A 14,963-nucleotide genomic window follows, 5' to 3' on the forward strand; every position below is an offset into this window, starting at 1 on the left:
CCCGCTCCTTTTCCCGGTTCCGCAATAAAATACGGTGTTCACCGTCTCATCCTCCGCATCTATATAACCATCTAATTCATCCAGCGGAATATGTTCGCCGCCAATATCAAACTCGTCACGCTCCCGTTCTGTTCTTACGTCTACAAGTCTGACTGATTTTGCGGCGATCTGGCTTTTTAGTTCATCAACAGACACTGTCGGAATAAAAACAGTTTCTTTCAACCTGTTTATAGCGGTATGGGTAACTTCCCCTATTTTAATAATGCGGCTTTGCATTGTTTGCGCGTCAAATATCAATACTTTACCGGCAAGCAGTTCGCCTGTTTTGGTGATGTATTTGATCACCTCATTTGCCTGCATACACCCGATAATACCGGCTAGCGTTGGTATTACGCCGCCCTCGGCACAATTGGGTATCTGCGAGGAATCAACTTCAGGGAAAAGATCGCGGTAATTAGGGCTCCTTGTACCTTTCTGATTTTTTATATTCCAAACGGCAACCTGCCCTTCAAACTGGTAAATTGCACCGTACACAACAGGCTTTCCGGCCAAAACGCCTGCATCATTCAATAAATAACGGGTTTCAAAATTATCCGTACCATCAACAATAACGTCATATTGGCTCAGCAGTTCCATCACATTTTGCGATGTCACCCGCATATCATGTGCAATTACAGTAATTCCCGGGTTTTGGGACTGCAAACGTTCACTTGCTAAAAGCGCCTTCTTTTTGCCGGCATCAGCCGGCGTGAACAAGATCTGCCGGTGCAGGTTACTTACTGAAACTACATCAAAATCAGCAATACCTAAAGTACCTATACCAACTGCGGCCAGGTATTGCGCCGCGGGGCAGCCTAATCCACCTGCACCCACTATCAATACTCTTGCATTTTGTAAAAGTCGCTGGGTGGCTTCAGAAAAGCCCGGCAAGGCTATCTGGCAACTGTAACGTAAAAAGTCAAGTTCCATACCGCATTAAATTTGTTGCAACGCAAGTTTCACTTTCTCCAGTTCTTCGGGGGTATTTACATTTGTCATCTCTTCCGGATCGGGGGCATTTAACAGGGTGATGTCGCTATTGATCAACACCTTTCTGGGGCATGAATACCCCTGCGCCAAAAACGAAAGCAATACGCGGTAGCTTTTGGGCTCCCAAATGGTGATCAATGGTTCCGGAAAATCATTAAAACGGCTCTGGTAAGCCGTCGCGATGGTAGCTACGTTGCGTTGATCTACCAGGTAGCCTAACGATTTTTCGCTCAATAAGGGCAGGTCGCACGCTACCACCAGCCATGCTTCGTCCGGTCTGTCCCGGAAAGCAGACAAGATCGCACCATATGGCCCAAGGCCCAAAAAAGTATCCGGCAGGCTCAAATAAGGGGATTCAATTCGCAATTGCTGATCAGGTCGGCAGGATATAAACACCTCCTCACAAAAAGAACCCAGCAAATCTGCCATGTGATAGCGTTGTTCCTTGCCATGCCAGTTAACTGATCCTTTATCAAATCCCATCCGTTCGCTTTTACCGCCGGCCAGTACCAGTCCGTTTAGTTTTGGCTTTGCTTTATGAAGTTGTTTTCTAAAAAAATCAATAATCATTTCCGTTTCATCCAAACGATACACCGGCAATTCATTCCAATGAGGCACAGCCTCCTTTATAAAGTCAAAAATCTCGGTGGCATTATCTGCCAGCAGGATCATTTGTACATTGTCTAGTTGTTCAACACGTTTTTGCAGCGATGCCCTTTTATTTTCATAAATGATCACCACCTGTGCCTTTGCTGGATTATGGTTGCCGTTCGCCAATATTAAATCGGCAGAGGCAAACGTCTCCTTCAATTTAAATGAATTGAAAGGTTCTTTGTAGTTGAGCTGGGTGTAATTAACCTGGTCATAATACTCCAAAAAGGCCCCATTTGCCAGCTTAGCCGGCATTAAGGTAACATCGTCATTGTGGGTAGTATCAATATAGGCGCACTTATATTCTGATGATAGCGCGTTGATCACCTGGTCGGCCAAAAATTTAATAGTAGTACATGGCCCGCCAACGATGGCCCATTCATTGCGGCCAAAATTACCGAGAGATGGCCGTTTAAGGTCGGCATGTTTTTTATGCTTTTTTCCTTCCTGGTTATTCCCTTCTAAAGTCACGTTTACCTCCTGTTTTTGCAAGCAGTTTTGTTTCTTTTATAACGATATCGTGGCTCATCGCCTTGCACATATCGTACACTGTTAATGCAGCGATGGATGCACCCACCAATGCTTCCATTTCCACGCCGGTTTTAGCAGTAATGCTGGCTGTGCAATCAATCACCACTTCATTTGATCCATTCACGCTGATGCTTATATTGCAGTTATCCAAACCCAGCGGGTGGCAAAGCGGGATCAAGTCCCCGGTTTTTTTTGCTGCCATTATCCCTGCAATGATAGCTGTTTGAAATACAGATCCTTTTTTTGTTTGCAAATCGCCATTGGTTAAATGTACCAATACGTCATCCGGCAACGAAACTATGCTCCGAGCCGTAGCTGTGCGGTGCGAAACCTGTTTGGCGGTTACATCCACCATGGTGGGGTTGCCGTTAGTATCGATATGACTTAGCATTTATTTTTTAGATTTTACTGATTTTTTTTTTGACTTCACCGATTACTGTCTGAACTCGAATTACATGATTGATCTATGATAAACCCTTAAAAATTCCATTAATTCTAAAAATTCATAAAATTCGAGTTCAGACAATCAAAAGGGCCACAGCGGAAACACCTCTCCTCTTTTAAATTCATTTTTCTCCAGTGGAAGTTCCATAAAAGCATCGGTATCCGCTAAGTTAGCAAAATCACCGGAGCCATTGCCCTCAACCGGGCTGGCCATTAACTGGCAATATTCGTTATAATGCAGTTTTACCTGTAAAAAATATTTTAGCGGAAAATGAAAGCTTACCCGGCCACTCAACACCGCACGTAATTGCGGCTTTTCTTTAGCCCCCATTGACTTATGCAGCCATGGTAAAAAATACCGGTGCAGGCACATGAAGGTAGCGACGGGATTTCCCGGGAATGCGAATACCAACTGCCCGTTTTCATGCTTACCAAACCAAAACGGCTTGCCGGGCCGCTGCTTCACATTATGAAAAAGTTGTTTTACTTTCAATGCTGCCAAAGCACGGGGAATATGATCGAATTTCCCCATGGACACTCCGCCGCTCAGTATAATTGCATCATAATTTTCAAGGCAAATTGCCAGTTGTTTTTTAATCACCTCTTCGTCATCCGGCAGGTGCAGCAATTGCGCATCTAAGCCATGCTGCTTTAAAACTGCCCTGACAGTATAGTTATTTGATCTCCTGATCTGGAACGGACCGGGTGCCTGATCGACATCTACCAGCTCATTACCGGATGAAAGAATAACGACTCTCGGCAGTTTTTTTACGCGTAACTCACTCTCTCCCACCGACGCTATTAAACTAATGATTGCCGGCGTAACCATGGCGCCGGTTTCGGCCACCAGGTCGTCCTGCTTTTTATCTTTTCCTTTATAATGAATATTCTGCCCTTTACGGATGCCATTAGTAACCAGGGTGGCCAGGCCCGCTCTTAATTCAAGATCTTCATACCGAACAACAGTGTCGGTGGACCCTGGCAGCATTGCCCCTGTCATTATTTCAACACATTCAGTGTGATCTTCAATATCAACGGGGTCGTCGCCCGCTGCCTGGGTAGCTTTAATCCGAAAAGTACTTATGCCATTTTCAATAGCCTCATAACTAATCGCAATGCCATCCATAGTTACCCGGTTATAGGGCGGCAGATCCCGGTCAGCCTTAATATCTTCGGCCAAAACCCGGCCTAACGATTGCTCAAACGGCACTATTTCAACACCATAACCTGTTGCCTGTTCCAGGACTATTTTTGCAGCTTCTTCTACCGTAATCATACAACAGTAATTAAATTATTAACCTCCTATGGTTGCCATAGATTCGTGTACCCCTTTATGCACCACCCTCAGCCGTTCCGCTTCCCAGCCATCCTTCGCCCGTGAATTAAAAGTATTTAAAAGGGTTTCTTTTATTTCATTTTCGTCGGCCCGCTGCCTTATAAGGTCTTTGATGTTTAAAAGCCCGTCATCATATAAGCAGGTCTTCAACTCTCCTACCGGCGTTATCCTAACCCGGTTGCACGTTCCGCAAAAAGTGCGCGAATACGCTGCTATAATGCCAACGCTACCTTTGTGACCGGGAATTTGATAATTATAGGAAGTTGAATATAAAGGATCAGGCACTTTTTTAATTCCCGGGAACCCCTCGCTTATTTCTTCCAATATCCTCACATAATCCCATTTTAAACCAGTGTAAATATGCCCATCGCCGTTAAATGGCATTTCCTCTATAAAACGGACGCTTACCGGCAATTCCTTTGTCAACCCAACCAGCGGAATAAGATCCTGTATGTTTTTACCTTCCATCACCACGGTATTCAACTTTACTTCAATACCATGTTTTAGTAATTCGTCAATGGTTTGCATAACATTTGCAAACTCATCCCTGCCGGTAATGGCAAAAAACCGGCCGGCATCAAGGGTATCCAGGCTAAGGTTAACCGACTTTACTCCCAGTTTTTTTAATACAGGAACATAAGGGGCGGTTAAAACGCCATTGGTTGTTATGGTAAGTTCATTTAGCCCCTCCAATTTTGAAAGCGCGGTTAAAAACTTCATAATGTCCTTACGCACAAAAGGCTCGCCCCCGGTGATACGGATCTTTTCGATACCCATTTTAACTAGTAAGGTACATATTTGCAGCATTTCTTCATATGTCATCAGCTCGCTGCGAGAAAGCCAGTTCAATCCTTCCTCAGGCATACAATAAAAACAACGCAAGTTGCACCTGTCGGTTACGGCAAGCCGCAAATAATTTACTTTTCTTCCGTGATTATCCGTTATCAAATATTCCCCCTTTAATTCCAAACGACCGGAATTTTCCGGCGTAGTTTATTTATCATGTAAAAATAATTATTAACATCTAGCAGATTGTTTTTTAATTGTACTTTTTATCACATTATCATTCTTTTTACAATCTTATCTTTGTTAAACATCATCATTCTTTTCGATAAAATTAAATGACAGGTATTATCATACTCGCCGCAGGTTCATCCAGCCGGCTGGGAAAGCCAAAACAAAACCTTATTTTTAAAGGTAAAACCTTGTTGCAGCGGGCTATAGAAACCGCCATTGCATCCGTTTGCGAACCTGTTGTGGTTGTTTTAGGCGGGAATGCCGAAGCGATTGAACCTACCATTAAAAATTATGATATAAATATTATACATAACCCTGAATGGAATGAAGGAATGTCATCCTCTATCCGCACAGGATTATCGGGGCTGTTAAAAATCGAACCAAACATTCAATCGGTTATCCTGATGCTTTGCGACCAGCCTTTTACCGATACCTACCTTCTTAACCACCTGATAATGGCTAACGGAGAACAGGGCATAACAGCGTGTTCTTACAATAATACTACAGGACCGCCCGTGTTATTCGATGTCGTTTATTTTAAAGATCTGTTATCGTTAAAGGGTACCGAAGGTGCAAAAAAGGTAATCCATAAATATCCTGATAAGGTTATTGAAATTTTATTTCCGCACGGAAGTGTTGATATTGATACGATAGAGGATTTTGAAAAGCTAAACCGGGAATGAAGTTTGCTTAGGTAGATTTTTTAGGAGCTCCTTAGCGGGGACTGTCTTAAAGTTACCTTGGTCATCGCCAACAACAAGGCTTTTATCATTGGCCGCAGAAGTTTCGACTAGTTTTCTAAGCGCCTTATTTACACCCGCTACAATTTTTTCAGACAACTCATTCCAATTGGCGTCTTTAGTTTGAGCTTTCATGGTTTTGTTTTAATATGATACTCTAAATATCGTTATTAATTATTATTTCTCCCAATCCTGGCGGTTTTTGAGCAGGGAAATCGCTTTTAAAAACTAATAGCTAACAGGAGGCACCTACGGAGCCATCAACTGATCTATTTATGCTATAAACAGGCAACTCCTCCGGAGTTATAGACAGAAGGTCGCAATAGTTCCAGCGGAACTACCTGTTTATAGCACATGCAATTGTGATGTAATGGCTCCAGTGGAGCCCCCTGTTTTAAAAGCGATTTCCCTGTAACAAATTCCCGGCAATCCAATATTTCGGGTAAAATGGTATAGCTTGCCGTTGTTTTGCCCGCGCCGTTACATCCTGCTATGATATATCAGTTAGGCATACTTTATCTTAAGCCGTATTATAAAAAACCCTCTCCATTTTGAAGATGGTTGAATAAGATTATTTCGCCGAAAACTTATAAATCGTAACCGTTTTATAAGTTTCTCCCGGTTTTAGTTCTGTTGAAGGAAACTGCGGTTTGTTTGGAGAATCAGGATAATGCTGTGTTTCCATAGCAAAAGCCGTGCGGAGTTCATCCTTAGCGCCGCCGTGCATGGTATTGCCGCCTTTCATAAAGTTGCCGCTGTAAAACTGCAAACCTGGTTCGGTAGTAAATACCTGCATTTCAATACCGCTTTTATCACCTGTTGCCGTGGCGATCGGTGTAGCCAGGTCATGCTTATCCAAAACAAAATTATGATCGTACCCGGTTCCGTTTTTTAACTGTTCGTTCTTATCATTGATTCTGCTGCCGATAGCAGCTGGTTTGGTAAAATCAAACGGCGTACCGGCAACTGGTTCAATTTTACCTGTAGGGATAGATGTGGGGTCAATTGGTGTATAATTGGAAGCATCCATCTGTACCATATGATTAAGGATTGTCCCGCTGCCTGCCCCGTTCAGGTTGAAATATGAATGGTTGGTTAAATTAACGATAGTGTTTTTATCAGTTGTGGCTTCGTAGCTAATTTTAACGGCATTGTCGTTCGTCAGCTCAAAAGTAACTTTGCAATCAAGGTTTCCAGGGTAACCTTCTTCGCCGTCTTTTGAAAGATAGGTAAACGTAATGGTGCTGTCGCTAACCAGTTTGGTATCCCAAACAACATCATTAAAGCCCTTTTGGCCACCATGCAAGGTATTAGGTTTATTGTTAACGAAAAGATCGTACCGACGGCCATCGAGCACAAAATGCCCTTTAGCTATCCGGTTACCGTAACGGCCGATAGTTGCGCCATAATAGGCAGACAAGGATGTTTTGTAATCTGCTATACTATCAAACCCAATCACCACATCGGTTAACTTTCCTGCTTTATCAGGCACAAGCAGTCCCACCAGATGGGCACCATAATTGGTGAAAGATGCCTGTACGCCGTTTTTATTTTTTAGTAGGTAGTAATGGGTTTGTTTGCCATCAATTGTTTGTTCAAATCCTTTTGCTGCGGGTAAAGTTGCCTGGGTTGTGCTGTCCGTCATAGTTGATGTAGAAGATTGTTTTGCCGGTTGATTACAAGCCGCCAAAGATAAAATACAAACAGGTAAAAAGAGTAACAAATGGCTTTTAAATATCATTTTCATTGGTTTTGCGGTTAAAAATATTATTTCCCGTTAAGTTGTTTAATCAGGTCTGTTTCCTTTTGATTAAATGGCGTACCGTCTTTTCTAAAAACGTCGTGAAACCATATTTTTGGTTCCGATCCATCCGGCATTGGGGTATCCCAGGCGTAAATGGTATTTGTTTTACCACTCACCAGCCCCCAGTTTATAGCACCAACATTTTCCTTTTTTAAAATGGGCATGGTGTTTTCAAACGTGCTATTCCGTAAACGGGCCATGTACTCAGTGCAAATTACGGGGCGGTTGCTAATTTTTAATAGTTGTATTACCCGTTGGTGACTGTCAGGACTGTCATAGCAATGATAAGTGATCACATCTGAATTTTTAAACTGAATTTTATTGAGGTCCTCCAAACTCCAGTCCCACATTCCTGAACTTACAGGTTGATCCGGATTAACCGCATGTGCCCAGGCAAATACTTTCGTCAGCAACACCGCCGATTTAAAGTTTTTATTGCTGTTGCCCGGCTCATTGTATAGGTCCCATAATAAAACGCGCTTATCATGCTTAAAAGTGATTAAAATATCATCCACATAAGCTTTTAATCCGAGATAATCAGCAGACTTTACCAACGGGCGCCCGGGATCCTGCATCCAGCCAGAATTATGGATGCCTGGCTTTGGTTCAGGTTGTTTGCCTGGCTTGGCGCTCGCGTTCCAGCAATCATCAAAAAACACAAAAATGGTTTGGATATGATGTTTATCTGCAATGCTCAGATATTTGTTCACGCGTTGTTTAAAACCCTTTGGATCTTCCTTCCAGGCTACGCTGTGTAAAAACACCCGCATGGTGTTAAAACCAATATTTTCGGCGTAGTCAAGTTCCTTGTCGATGGTTTGCGGATCAAAGGTATCTGCCTGCCACATCTCCAGTTGATTTATCGCTGTGCTGGGCGTAAAATTGGCGCCGTTAATCCATTTATGCTGGACGTACCATGCATTGGCTTTTTCAGCCGACCAAACGTTCAGCCCCGCACTTTTTGTTGATTGAGCATTTAAATTGACAGAAAACGTCAAAAACAAAAAGAAAAGCGCTAATAAATTTTTCAACCGCATGGCAGATGCTTTAAAAATAAAGATAAATTGGTTAATTCAAAAGTGATAAAAATAATTGTGAATTTTACACTAATTAAAAATTTATTTAAAACCCGAGCCCGCCCAATTCTACCACTGCGTTTTCACAAATATAGGTGGGCATAATGCCCGTGGAGGTGATCCGTGCATCTACATCTTTCGCCAGCGTATTGCCTGTTAATACCAAAACAGTGTCTAACCCAAATTTATTGCCACCTAAAATATCTGTTTGAAGCGTATCCCCTACCATCACGATCTGTTTTTTGCTGATCTGCCGGTATTCGCGGATCAGGTCATAAGCAAACATAAACATCTGCGAATCCGGTTTCCCGAACCGGATAAACTTCTTACCGACGATATTTTCAACCATCGAAGCGATCCCGCCGATGGCGATAGAAACATCGTGAACAGAAAGCGGGTATGCATGATCGGTATTAGCAACAATAACCGGGATTGTTTTTTTGCGCAGCAGGTTTACCGTTTTGTTGAGGTCCTGTATCCAGTCGAACCCTTCGTCATCCAGAAATATCATGGCGCTGACCTTATCGATATTACTGCTGTTGATCTCGCTAACGGGCAAGGTATGCAGCCCCGAGCTGTCAATATAATGCGACGATTCCGGCGTGCCAAGGTAAGCTACGATACCATCCTGCACTTTCAGATCAAGATATTCCTTGGTAAGCATACCTGAAGAAACGATCCTTTCAGGAGTTATCGCAAACAAGCCTTTCCTGTGATAACTTTCTGCAAGTTGCCCGGGACTTCGTGAAGCATCATTGGTTACGATATAATATTCTTTCCCCTTCGCTTCAAGATATTCAAATGTCCTTTCAATACCCGGCACCAAACCCTGGTAGGTTTTGATTACACCGAAAGCATCAAAAAAGATGACATCGTATTTATCAATTATCGACTTAAAGTTTTCAATGCGGTGCATTTTTTTGGTTATTAGTTGCTTAAGTTGGATTGAGTTGATTAAGTTGATTAAGTTTCGAGTTGTAGAACGATTATTATAGCGGATGATTTGAATATCTAACTCAATCAACTACTTAGCCTAATCAACTCAATCAACCACATATTCTACCCCAACCCCAATTCTTCAATTATTCGCTCTGCGTCAAAATCCCGGTCGACAGATGGCAGGTATATTTCAAATGCTTCTGCCTGCAGTTTTGTCGCATACTGTTCATTAAAAAAATACTTCCCGTCTTTGATCACGTAATTTAATATAAAAAAGCGATAGGCTTCTTTTAGGTACCTGATCTCACCCGCCGTAAGCGGATTAACCTTGTGATACTCCTTTAAAAACAGGATAAACCTGTCTTCATTCATGGTACTGATATAATAGCTAAAAACTGTCCGGTCGCCTGCATTGGATACCACTCTGCTAAAAAAGTAAAAATCAAGCACGCGATAGCTCATCCGAAACCAATCATAATCCCAGCGGGAATATAGTTCGAGATTTGGGGTTACTGAAAAGTTACCAATATTCCAGTCAATAAAAACCGGGATGATCTCAAACGATTTCATATTATAATTCGACCGGTTTTTGAAGAACAGGTCGCAATGGTATTTCAGGAAATCAACCTGCATGGCCGAGCCAAAATTTTTCTCGTTTACCTCCAACTGGTATTGCAGGGCCGCAATGTCCGTCCTTAAAGTTTTGGATGATTTAGGCAATACATTTTTCACCCTTGAACAAGCTTTGTGAAATTTACCCACCTGCTGCCCTAGTTTGACGATGTGATGATCCTCCAGCCGGCGCGGCAAACGTTCCAGTATCCTGGTAGGGTTATAAAAAACCACCCAGGCGTCCGTTTTGCCATGCTTGTACCTGTAAACATAAACCCGGTTGTTTTTTAATAATGATTTGGCCAGCAGGTTTTCAAAAGGATAAAGCAGGTTATTGGACAAGCTGTGAATGATCCGGTGATCTTCTTTAAAATGCTCGTAATGACCAAAATAGCTTAATTTAGCAATTACAATATCATCGTCGGTAAAAGTGATGCGAAAAACATGGTTGGTAGAAACCATGGCGCTGATATCTACAATTTCATTTATCGTTTTCGAATCATCATAACCTTCCCAGGCTTTTTTGATGATTGAATTATAATCCACTTTTGTATGAACCTTGGAGGCCCGTACAGGAAACTGTGGATTTATCGGATTTTCTGGTTCTATATCTAAGATCTTATTCACAATAATATTTTGTCTGAACCCGGATTTAGCGGATTTTTTAGATTTTTCGGATTTGATTAAGTGGCGGACTTAACCTATTTTCCTTATATTTATTATTTAACAATCTTTTATAGGTCAAATAGGTGCTTCCAAAATTCAAAAGAAGACCTATTTCCATATTATATGCTTCAAGATAATTGATAGCCTGTGCTAAATGGACATCTTCAAGTTGAATTATCGATTTAAGCTCAACCATAATTTTCTCTTCAACAAAGAAGTCAACCCATCTCCCGCCAATTACAATATCTTTATAATAAATTGACAAATCTTTTTCTCTTTCAAAAGAAAGGCCTTGCAATGACATTTCAATTTCTAATGCCCGCTGGTAAATTACTTCCTGAAATCCATCCCCCAATAATTGTATGTACCTGCATGGCACATCCAATTATTTTATGTGTGAATTCTTCATATTTTAATGGCTCCTGCATCGCTTACATTCCTTATTTTCTAACTACTCCAGCAACCCGCCCGCGTTCATCCAAAAAATCCGAACAATCTGTTAAATTCTGGTTCAGATTCCCCCGTTCAGATAATTTCAAAATACCTCTTCAACTCCCAATCGGTGACGCTTTTAGCAAATTGCCTGCACTCCCAAAAACGGGTTTGGGTAAAGTGTTCAACAAATGCTTCGCCAAAAAGTTCCTTTGACAGCGCCGAATGCTTCATTAAAGTTGTCGCATCAAAAAGATTGGACGAAAGGCTGCCATTGTTTTTGTCCTTATATCCATTACCTTTTATAGCTGGTATTTTTAGTTCGAGTTTATTTTCGATACCATACAAGCCAGATGCCAAAGCAGCCGCCATCGCCAGGTACGGATTGGTATCAGCACCGGGGATACGTGTCTCCAGCCGGGTATATCCTTCCGACGGATGCAATACCCTGAGCGCGGTTGTGCGGTTATCCACGCCCCAGGTAACTTTTGTAGGCGCCCAGGCACCTTCAACCAGCCGTTTATAACTATTTATAGTGGGTGCATACATCGGCAAAATATACGGCAGGCAATACAACTGACCTGCAAGATATTGCCGGTGCAGTTCACTCATATTATTTTCGCCATCGGCACTATAAAAAAGATTTTTGGTTTGATTCATATCCCAAAGGCTCTGATGGATATGGCCGCTGCAACCGGGAAGGTTCTCATTCCATTTTGCCATAAACGTAGCCATGATGCCATGTTTGTAGGCAATTTCTTTTACCGCCGTTTTAAACAGGGTGGCTTTATCAGCTGCCGCCAATACATGATCGTGCATCAGGGCCGCTTCATAAACGCCCGGGCCGGTTTCAGTGTGCAAGCCTTCCAACGGAACGTTAAATTCCATCAGCAGGTTAAACAGATCGTTATAAAAATCATCCTCCATCGAGGTACGCAGGATAGAATATCCAAACATACCGGGCGTAAGGGTTTCCATGTCTTTAAAACCTTTATCCTGAACGCTTTGTGGCGTTTCGCGAAAATTGAACCACTCAAATTCCTGAGCAAACTCAGGGTGAAAGCCCATTGCCTCGCATTGTTTAGCTATTTTTTTTAACAGGCTGCGACTGCATGCGGGCAGGTCTTCTCCATTTGCTTGCGTAAAATCGCCCAAAAAGAATGGGATATTTTCGTTCCAGGGGATAGTTCTGAACGTTGAAAGATCAATCCGGCAGGGCCTGTCCGGGTAACCTGTGTGCCAGCCGGTAAGCTGCACATTATCATAACAGGTATCGCTGCTGTCCCAGCCAAAAACCACATCACAAAAACCGTAGCCATGCTGCAAGCCGTCAATGAATTTCTTTTGGTGGATCACCTTACCGCGCAAAACTCCGTCAACATCAGCAAAAGCGAATTTTATTTTTTGAATATCGTTTTCTTTAAGGTAGGCTATAATCTGGTCTTCGTTCATGGTCTGTATCATAATAACCGTCGGCAATTTAAGCAAGATAAATGTATTGCGTCAAATATTAAAAAAAACATAGCGGCGCTCACACAACCTGGTGTTGTGCTATGCTCATTTTTTAAACGTTATTGCGCATATATTTGTTGAGTACTAACAATGCCAATGAAGGAAACTAACAACTATTTATTTGTTTACGGCACACTGCTCGATAAGGATAACGAGTATGGCAACTACCTTTCAAACAATTGCACTTTCCATACCAGGGGTAAATTTAAAGGCAATCTTTACGAAATTGGCGAATACACCGGCGCTATTTATTAACCAAATAGTGGGCTATTTATTTACGGAGATGTTTTTATCATGAATAATCCTCATGAGACGTTGAAAATACTGGATGAGTACGAGGGGTTTGGCGAAAATGAGGAGAAACCAAATTTGTTTACAAGTGAGGTGATTGAGGTTGAAACGGATAAAGGCCAGATTGATTGGCGGGTTTATCTTTATAATTTAAGGGTAAATGGTTTGATGCTGATTATTTCAGGAAAATATCAAAATCAGCCGCCGCCATGAACAGATCGCAGACTTATGAAGTTTTAAAAACCTTGTAAGTCTTAATCCCCTGCAAACAAAAAACCCCCGGATTTGCATCCGGGGGAAATCATAATCATATTCGTTTAGTTAGGAATTTAGAGTTTAGCTGACTTTACAGTTTTGATGATAACAGCAGCAACTTTGTAAGGATCGGCAGCTGAATTAGGGCGACGATCTTCCAAATAACCTTTCCACCCTTTTTGTACGGTGTACAAAGGAATACGGATAGAAGCACCACGGTCAGATACACCATAGCTATAATCATGGATTGAAGCAGTTTCGTGTTTACCAGTTAATCGCTGATCATTATCAGCACCATATACAGCGATACATTCAGCAACAGCCGGACGGAAAGCTTCGCAAATTTTGTCGTAAACATCTTTGCTTCCGCAAGTTCTTAAAGTAGTATTTGAGAAGTTAGCGTGCATGCCCGAACCATTCCAGTCTAACTGACCTAATGGTTTGCAATGCCAGTTGATAGAAACACCATGTGCTTCGCCAACTCTTTCCAACAGGTAACGTGCAACCCAAATCTGGTCGCCTGCTTCTTTAGCACCTTTAGCGAAGATCTGGAATTCCCATTGTCCGGCAGCAACTTCAGCGTTGATACCTTCAACGTTTAAGCCTGCTTCAAGGCAAAGGTCCAGATGTTCTTCAACGATCTCACGGCCGTATGCATTATTAGCGCCAACCGAACAGTAGTAAGGACCTTGGGGAGCCGGGTAACCACCTGCAGGGAAACCAAGAGGTTTGTTGGTTTCAGGATCCCAAAGGAAATATTCCTGCTCAAAACCAAACCAAAAATCGTTATCATCATCCTGGATAATAGCACGGCCATTTGACTCATGAGCAACGCCGGTTGAATCAAGCACTTCGCACATTACAAGGTAAGCATCAAGCCTTCCCGGATCTTTACAAATATAAACCGGCCTCAATACGCAATCTGATGAACCACCTGGTGCCTGCTCGGTTGATGAACCGTCGAAGCTCCAATCAGGGCATTCTTCCAGTGTTCCGCCGAAATCACTTACAATTTTTGTTTTGCTACGCAGGCTTTGTGTGGGTTTGTAGCCATCAAGCCAAATGTACTCGAGTTTAGTTGCCATTTTTTAATGATTTTATAATTTTGGGTTTAATCTTTGTTTTTTTAACCGTTATCTTAAAATATTGAGGCGAATTTAAATTATTTTTATAAATTTCATCACATTTTGTTGAAAATTTTATGATTTTTTTTAATTCCGTTGGTTTATGATACAATATTGGCTATTAAAGTGCAAATAACACATTACAATGATAACTAATGTTTAAAAAATAATCCAAAAAAGAAAAGCCGAAGAATTCATTTACATTATTTCAAAAAAATAAAATTACCAATCCTGATTTCATTAAAGCTATTTGTAATAAAAACGATATGCTTTAATTTTTACTTACGAAGCTCAATTCCCGCCAAATCCGAAATCGAGGTCGTAAAACCAGCATTGCTCCCACTTATTGCATATTTTTTACACATAAAAAAATATAAATCTCTATCTTCGGCCCTGTTTAATTTTCCATCTGCAAACCATAAATTGACATGAAGATAACTGTTGTTGGCGCCGGGGCTGTTGGCGCTACCTGTGCGGATAATATCGCCAGGAAAGAATTAGCCG

Annotated in this window: 16 protein-coding genes; 3 read left to right on the forward strand and 13 right to left on the reverse strand. The window is 41.8% G+C overall.

The window, feature by feature from the left end:
• From QZY09_RS06550 to moaA, 5 genes are all read right to left on the reverse strand, one after another.
• A partial coding sequence (locus QZY09_RS06550) for a HesA/MoeB/ThiF family protein (RefSeq protein WP_295669845.1) occupies positions 1-969 on the reverse strand: 969 nt, incomplete at its 3' end.
• Positions 970-975: 6 nt separating this feature from the next.
• Positions 976-2,172, reverse strand: a complete 1,197-nt coding sequence (locus QZY09_RS06555) for an NTP transferase domain-containing protein (protein ID WP_295669848.1) — start codon at positions 2,170-2,172, stop codon at positions 976-978.
• Positions 2,132-2,602, reverse strand: a complete 471-nt coding sequence (moaC, locus tag QZY09_RS06560; protein ID WP_295669851.1) for a cyclic pyranopterin monophosphate synthase MoaC — start codon at positions 2,600-2,602, stop codon at positions 2,132-2,134. Before moaC ends, QZY09_RS06555 begins: the two co-directional genes overlap by 41 nt.
• 135 nt (positions 2,603-2,737) lie before the next feature.
• Complete coding sequence (locus QZY09_RS06565) at positions 2,738-3,931, reverse strand: molybdopterin molybdotransferase MoeA (RefSeq protein ID WP_295669854.1); 1,194 nt, start codon at positions 3,929-3,931, stop codon at positions 2,738-2,740.
• A gap of 18 nt (positions 3,932-3,949) precedes the next feature.
• Positions 3,950-4,960, reverse strand: coding sequence for a GTP 3',8-cyclase MoaA (gene moaA, locus QZY09_RS06570; protein WP_367119177.1), 1,011 nt, complete (start codon positions 4,958-4,960; stop codon positions 3,950-3,952).
• A 152-nt stretch (positions 4,961-5,112) separates the two neighbouring features.
• Between moaA and QZY09_RS06575 the strand changes: the two genes are divergently transcribed.
• On the forward strand, positions 5,113-5,691 hold the full coding sequence (locus QZY09_RS06575) for a nucleotidyltransferase family protein (RefSeq protein WP_295669863.1): 579 nt from the start codon (positions 5,113-5,115) through the stop codon (positions 5,689-5,691).
• On the opposite strand, the gene QZY09_RS06580 is transcribed toward QZY09_RS06575, so the two are convergent.
• From QZY09_RS06580 to QZY09_RS06610, 7 genes are all read right to left on the reverse strand, one after another.
• Positions 5,677-5,883, reverse strand: a complete 207-nt coding sequence (locus QZY09_RS06580; RefSeq protein WP_295669866.1) for a hypothetical protein — start codon at positions 5,881-5,883, stop codon at positions 5,677-5,679. The two genes, QZY09_RS06575 and QZY09_RS06580, sit on opposite strands and share 15 nt — an antisense overlap.
• Positions 5,884-6,319: 436 nt before the next feature.
• Complete coding sequence (locus QZY09_RS06585) at positions 6,320-7,495, reverse strand: aldose epimerase family protein (RefSeq protein ID WP_295669869.1); 1,176 nt, start codon at positions 7,493-7,495, stop codon at positions 6,320-6,322.
• A gap of 20 nt (positions 7,496-7,515) precedes the next feature.
• Positions 7,516-8,589, reverse strand: a complete 1,074-nt coding sequence (locus QZY09_RS06590) for a 1,4-beta-xylanase (RefSeq protein WP_295669872.1) — start codon at positions 8,587-8,589, stop codon at positions 7,516-7,518.
• A gap of 85 nt (positions 8,590-8,674) precedes the next feature.
• Positions 8,675-9,544 (reverse strand): HAD-IIA family hydrolase, encoded by an 870-nt coding sequence (locus QZY09_RS06595; RefSeq protein WP_295669876.1) that lies wholly within the window; start codon positions 9,542-9,544, stop codon positions 8,675-8,677.
• A 143-nt stretch (positions 9,545-9,687) separates the two neighbouring features.
• On the reverse strand, positions 9,688-10,806 hold the full coding sequence (locus QZY09_RS06600) for a hypothetical protein (protein ID WP_295669878.1): 1,119 nt from the start codon (positions 10,804-10,806) through the stop codon (positions 9,688-9,690).
• Positions 10,807-10,843: 37 nt separating this feature from the next.
• Positions 10,844-11,224 carry a GxxExxY protein gene (locus QZY09_RS06605; RefSeq protein WP_295669891.1) on the reverse strand — a complete coding sequence of 127 codons (381 nt, stop codon included), beginning with the start codon at positions 11,222-11,224 and terminating at the stop codon, positions 10,844-10,846.
• 146 nt (positions 11,225-11,370) lie between these two features.
• The gene (locus QZY09_RS06610) at positions 11,371-12,729 is read right to left on the reverse strand and encodes a glutamine synthetase family protein (RefSeq protein ID WP_295669881.1); all 1,359 of its coding nucleotides are present in this window, start codon (positions 12,727-12,729) and stop codon (positions 11,371-11,373) included.
• A gap of 156 nt (positions 12,730-12,885) precedes the next feature.
• On the opposite strand from QZY09_RS06610, the gene QZY09_RS06615 reads away from it, so the two are divergent.
• Both QZY09_RS06615 and QZY09_RS06620 read left to right on the forward strand, forming a co-directional pair.
• Entirely contained in the window at positions 12,886-13,044 is a 159-nt protein-coding gene (locus tag QZY09_RS06615; RefSeq protein ID WP_295669884.1) for a hypothetical protein, read from the forward strand.
• 18 nt (positions 13,045-13,062) lie between these two features.
• Positions 13,063-13,293, forward strand: coding sequence for a gamma-glutamylcyclotransferase (locus QZY09_RS06620; protein ID WP_295669894.1), 231 nt, complete (start codon positions 13,063-13,065; stop codon positions 13,291-13,293).
• 116 nt (positions 13,294-13,409) lie between these two features.
• On the opposite strand, the gene QZY09_RS06625 is transcribed toward QZY09_RS06620, so the two are convergent.
• Complete coding sequence (locus tag QZY09_RS06625) at positions 13,410-14,420, reverse strand: glutamine synthetase beta-grasp domain-containing protein (RefSeq protein ID WP_295669887.1); 1,011 nt, start codon at positions 14,418-14,420, stop codon at positions 13,410-13,412.
• Positions 14,421-14,963: the final 543 nt, after the last annotated feature.

The sequence above is a fragment of the uncultured Mucilaginibacter sp. genome (assembly GCF_903913935.1).
GTDB lineage: Bacteria > Bacteroidota > Bacteroidia > Sphingobacteriales > Sphingobacteriaceae > Mucilaginibacter.

Excerpts from the sequence above, each read along its gene's own strand:
- moaC (WP_295669851.1), bottom strand. The coding sequence starts at position 2,602 with ATGCTAAGTCATATCGATACTAACGGCAACCCCACCATGGTGGATGTA.
- QZY09_RS06565 (WP_295669854.1), bottom strand. The coding sequence starts at position 3,931 with ATGATTACGGTAGAAGAAGCTGCAAAAATAGTCCTGGAACAGGCAACA.
- QZY09_RS06575 (WP_295669863.1), top strand. The coding sequence starts at position 5,113 with ATGACAGGTATTATCATACTCGCCGCAGGTTCATCCAGCCGGCTGGGA.
- QZY09_RS06580 (WP_295669866.1), bottom strand. The coding sequence starts at position 5,883 with ATGAAAGCTCAAACTAAAGACGCCAATTGGAATGAGTTGTCTGAAAAA.
- QZY09_RS06585 (WP_295669869.1), bottom strand. The coding sequence starts at position 7,495 with ATGAAAATGATATTTAAAAGCCATTTGTTACTCTTTTTACCTGTTTGT.
- QZY09_RS06590 (WP_295669872.1), bottom strand. The coding sequence starts at position 8,589 with ATGCGGTTGAAAAATTTATTAGCGCTTTTCTTTTTGTTTTTGACGTTT.
- QZY09_RS06595 (WP_295669876.1), bottom strand. The coding sequence starts at position 9,544 with ATGCACCGCATTGAAAACTTTAAGTCGATAATTGATAAATACGATGTC.
- QZY09_RS06610 (WP_295669881.1), bottom strand. The coding sequence starts at position 12,729 with ATGAACGAAGACCAGATTATAGCCTACCTTAAAGAAAACGATATTCAA.
- QZY09_RS06615 (WP_295669884.1), top strand. The coding sequence starts at position 12,886 with ATGAAGGAAACTAACAACTATTTATTTGTTTACGGCACACTGCTCGAT.
- QZY09_RS06625 (WP_295669887.1), bottom strand. The coding sequence starts at position 14,420 with ATGGCAACTAAACTCGAGTACATTTGGCTTGATGGCTACAAACCCACA.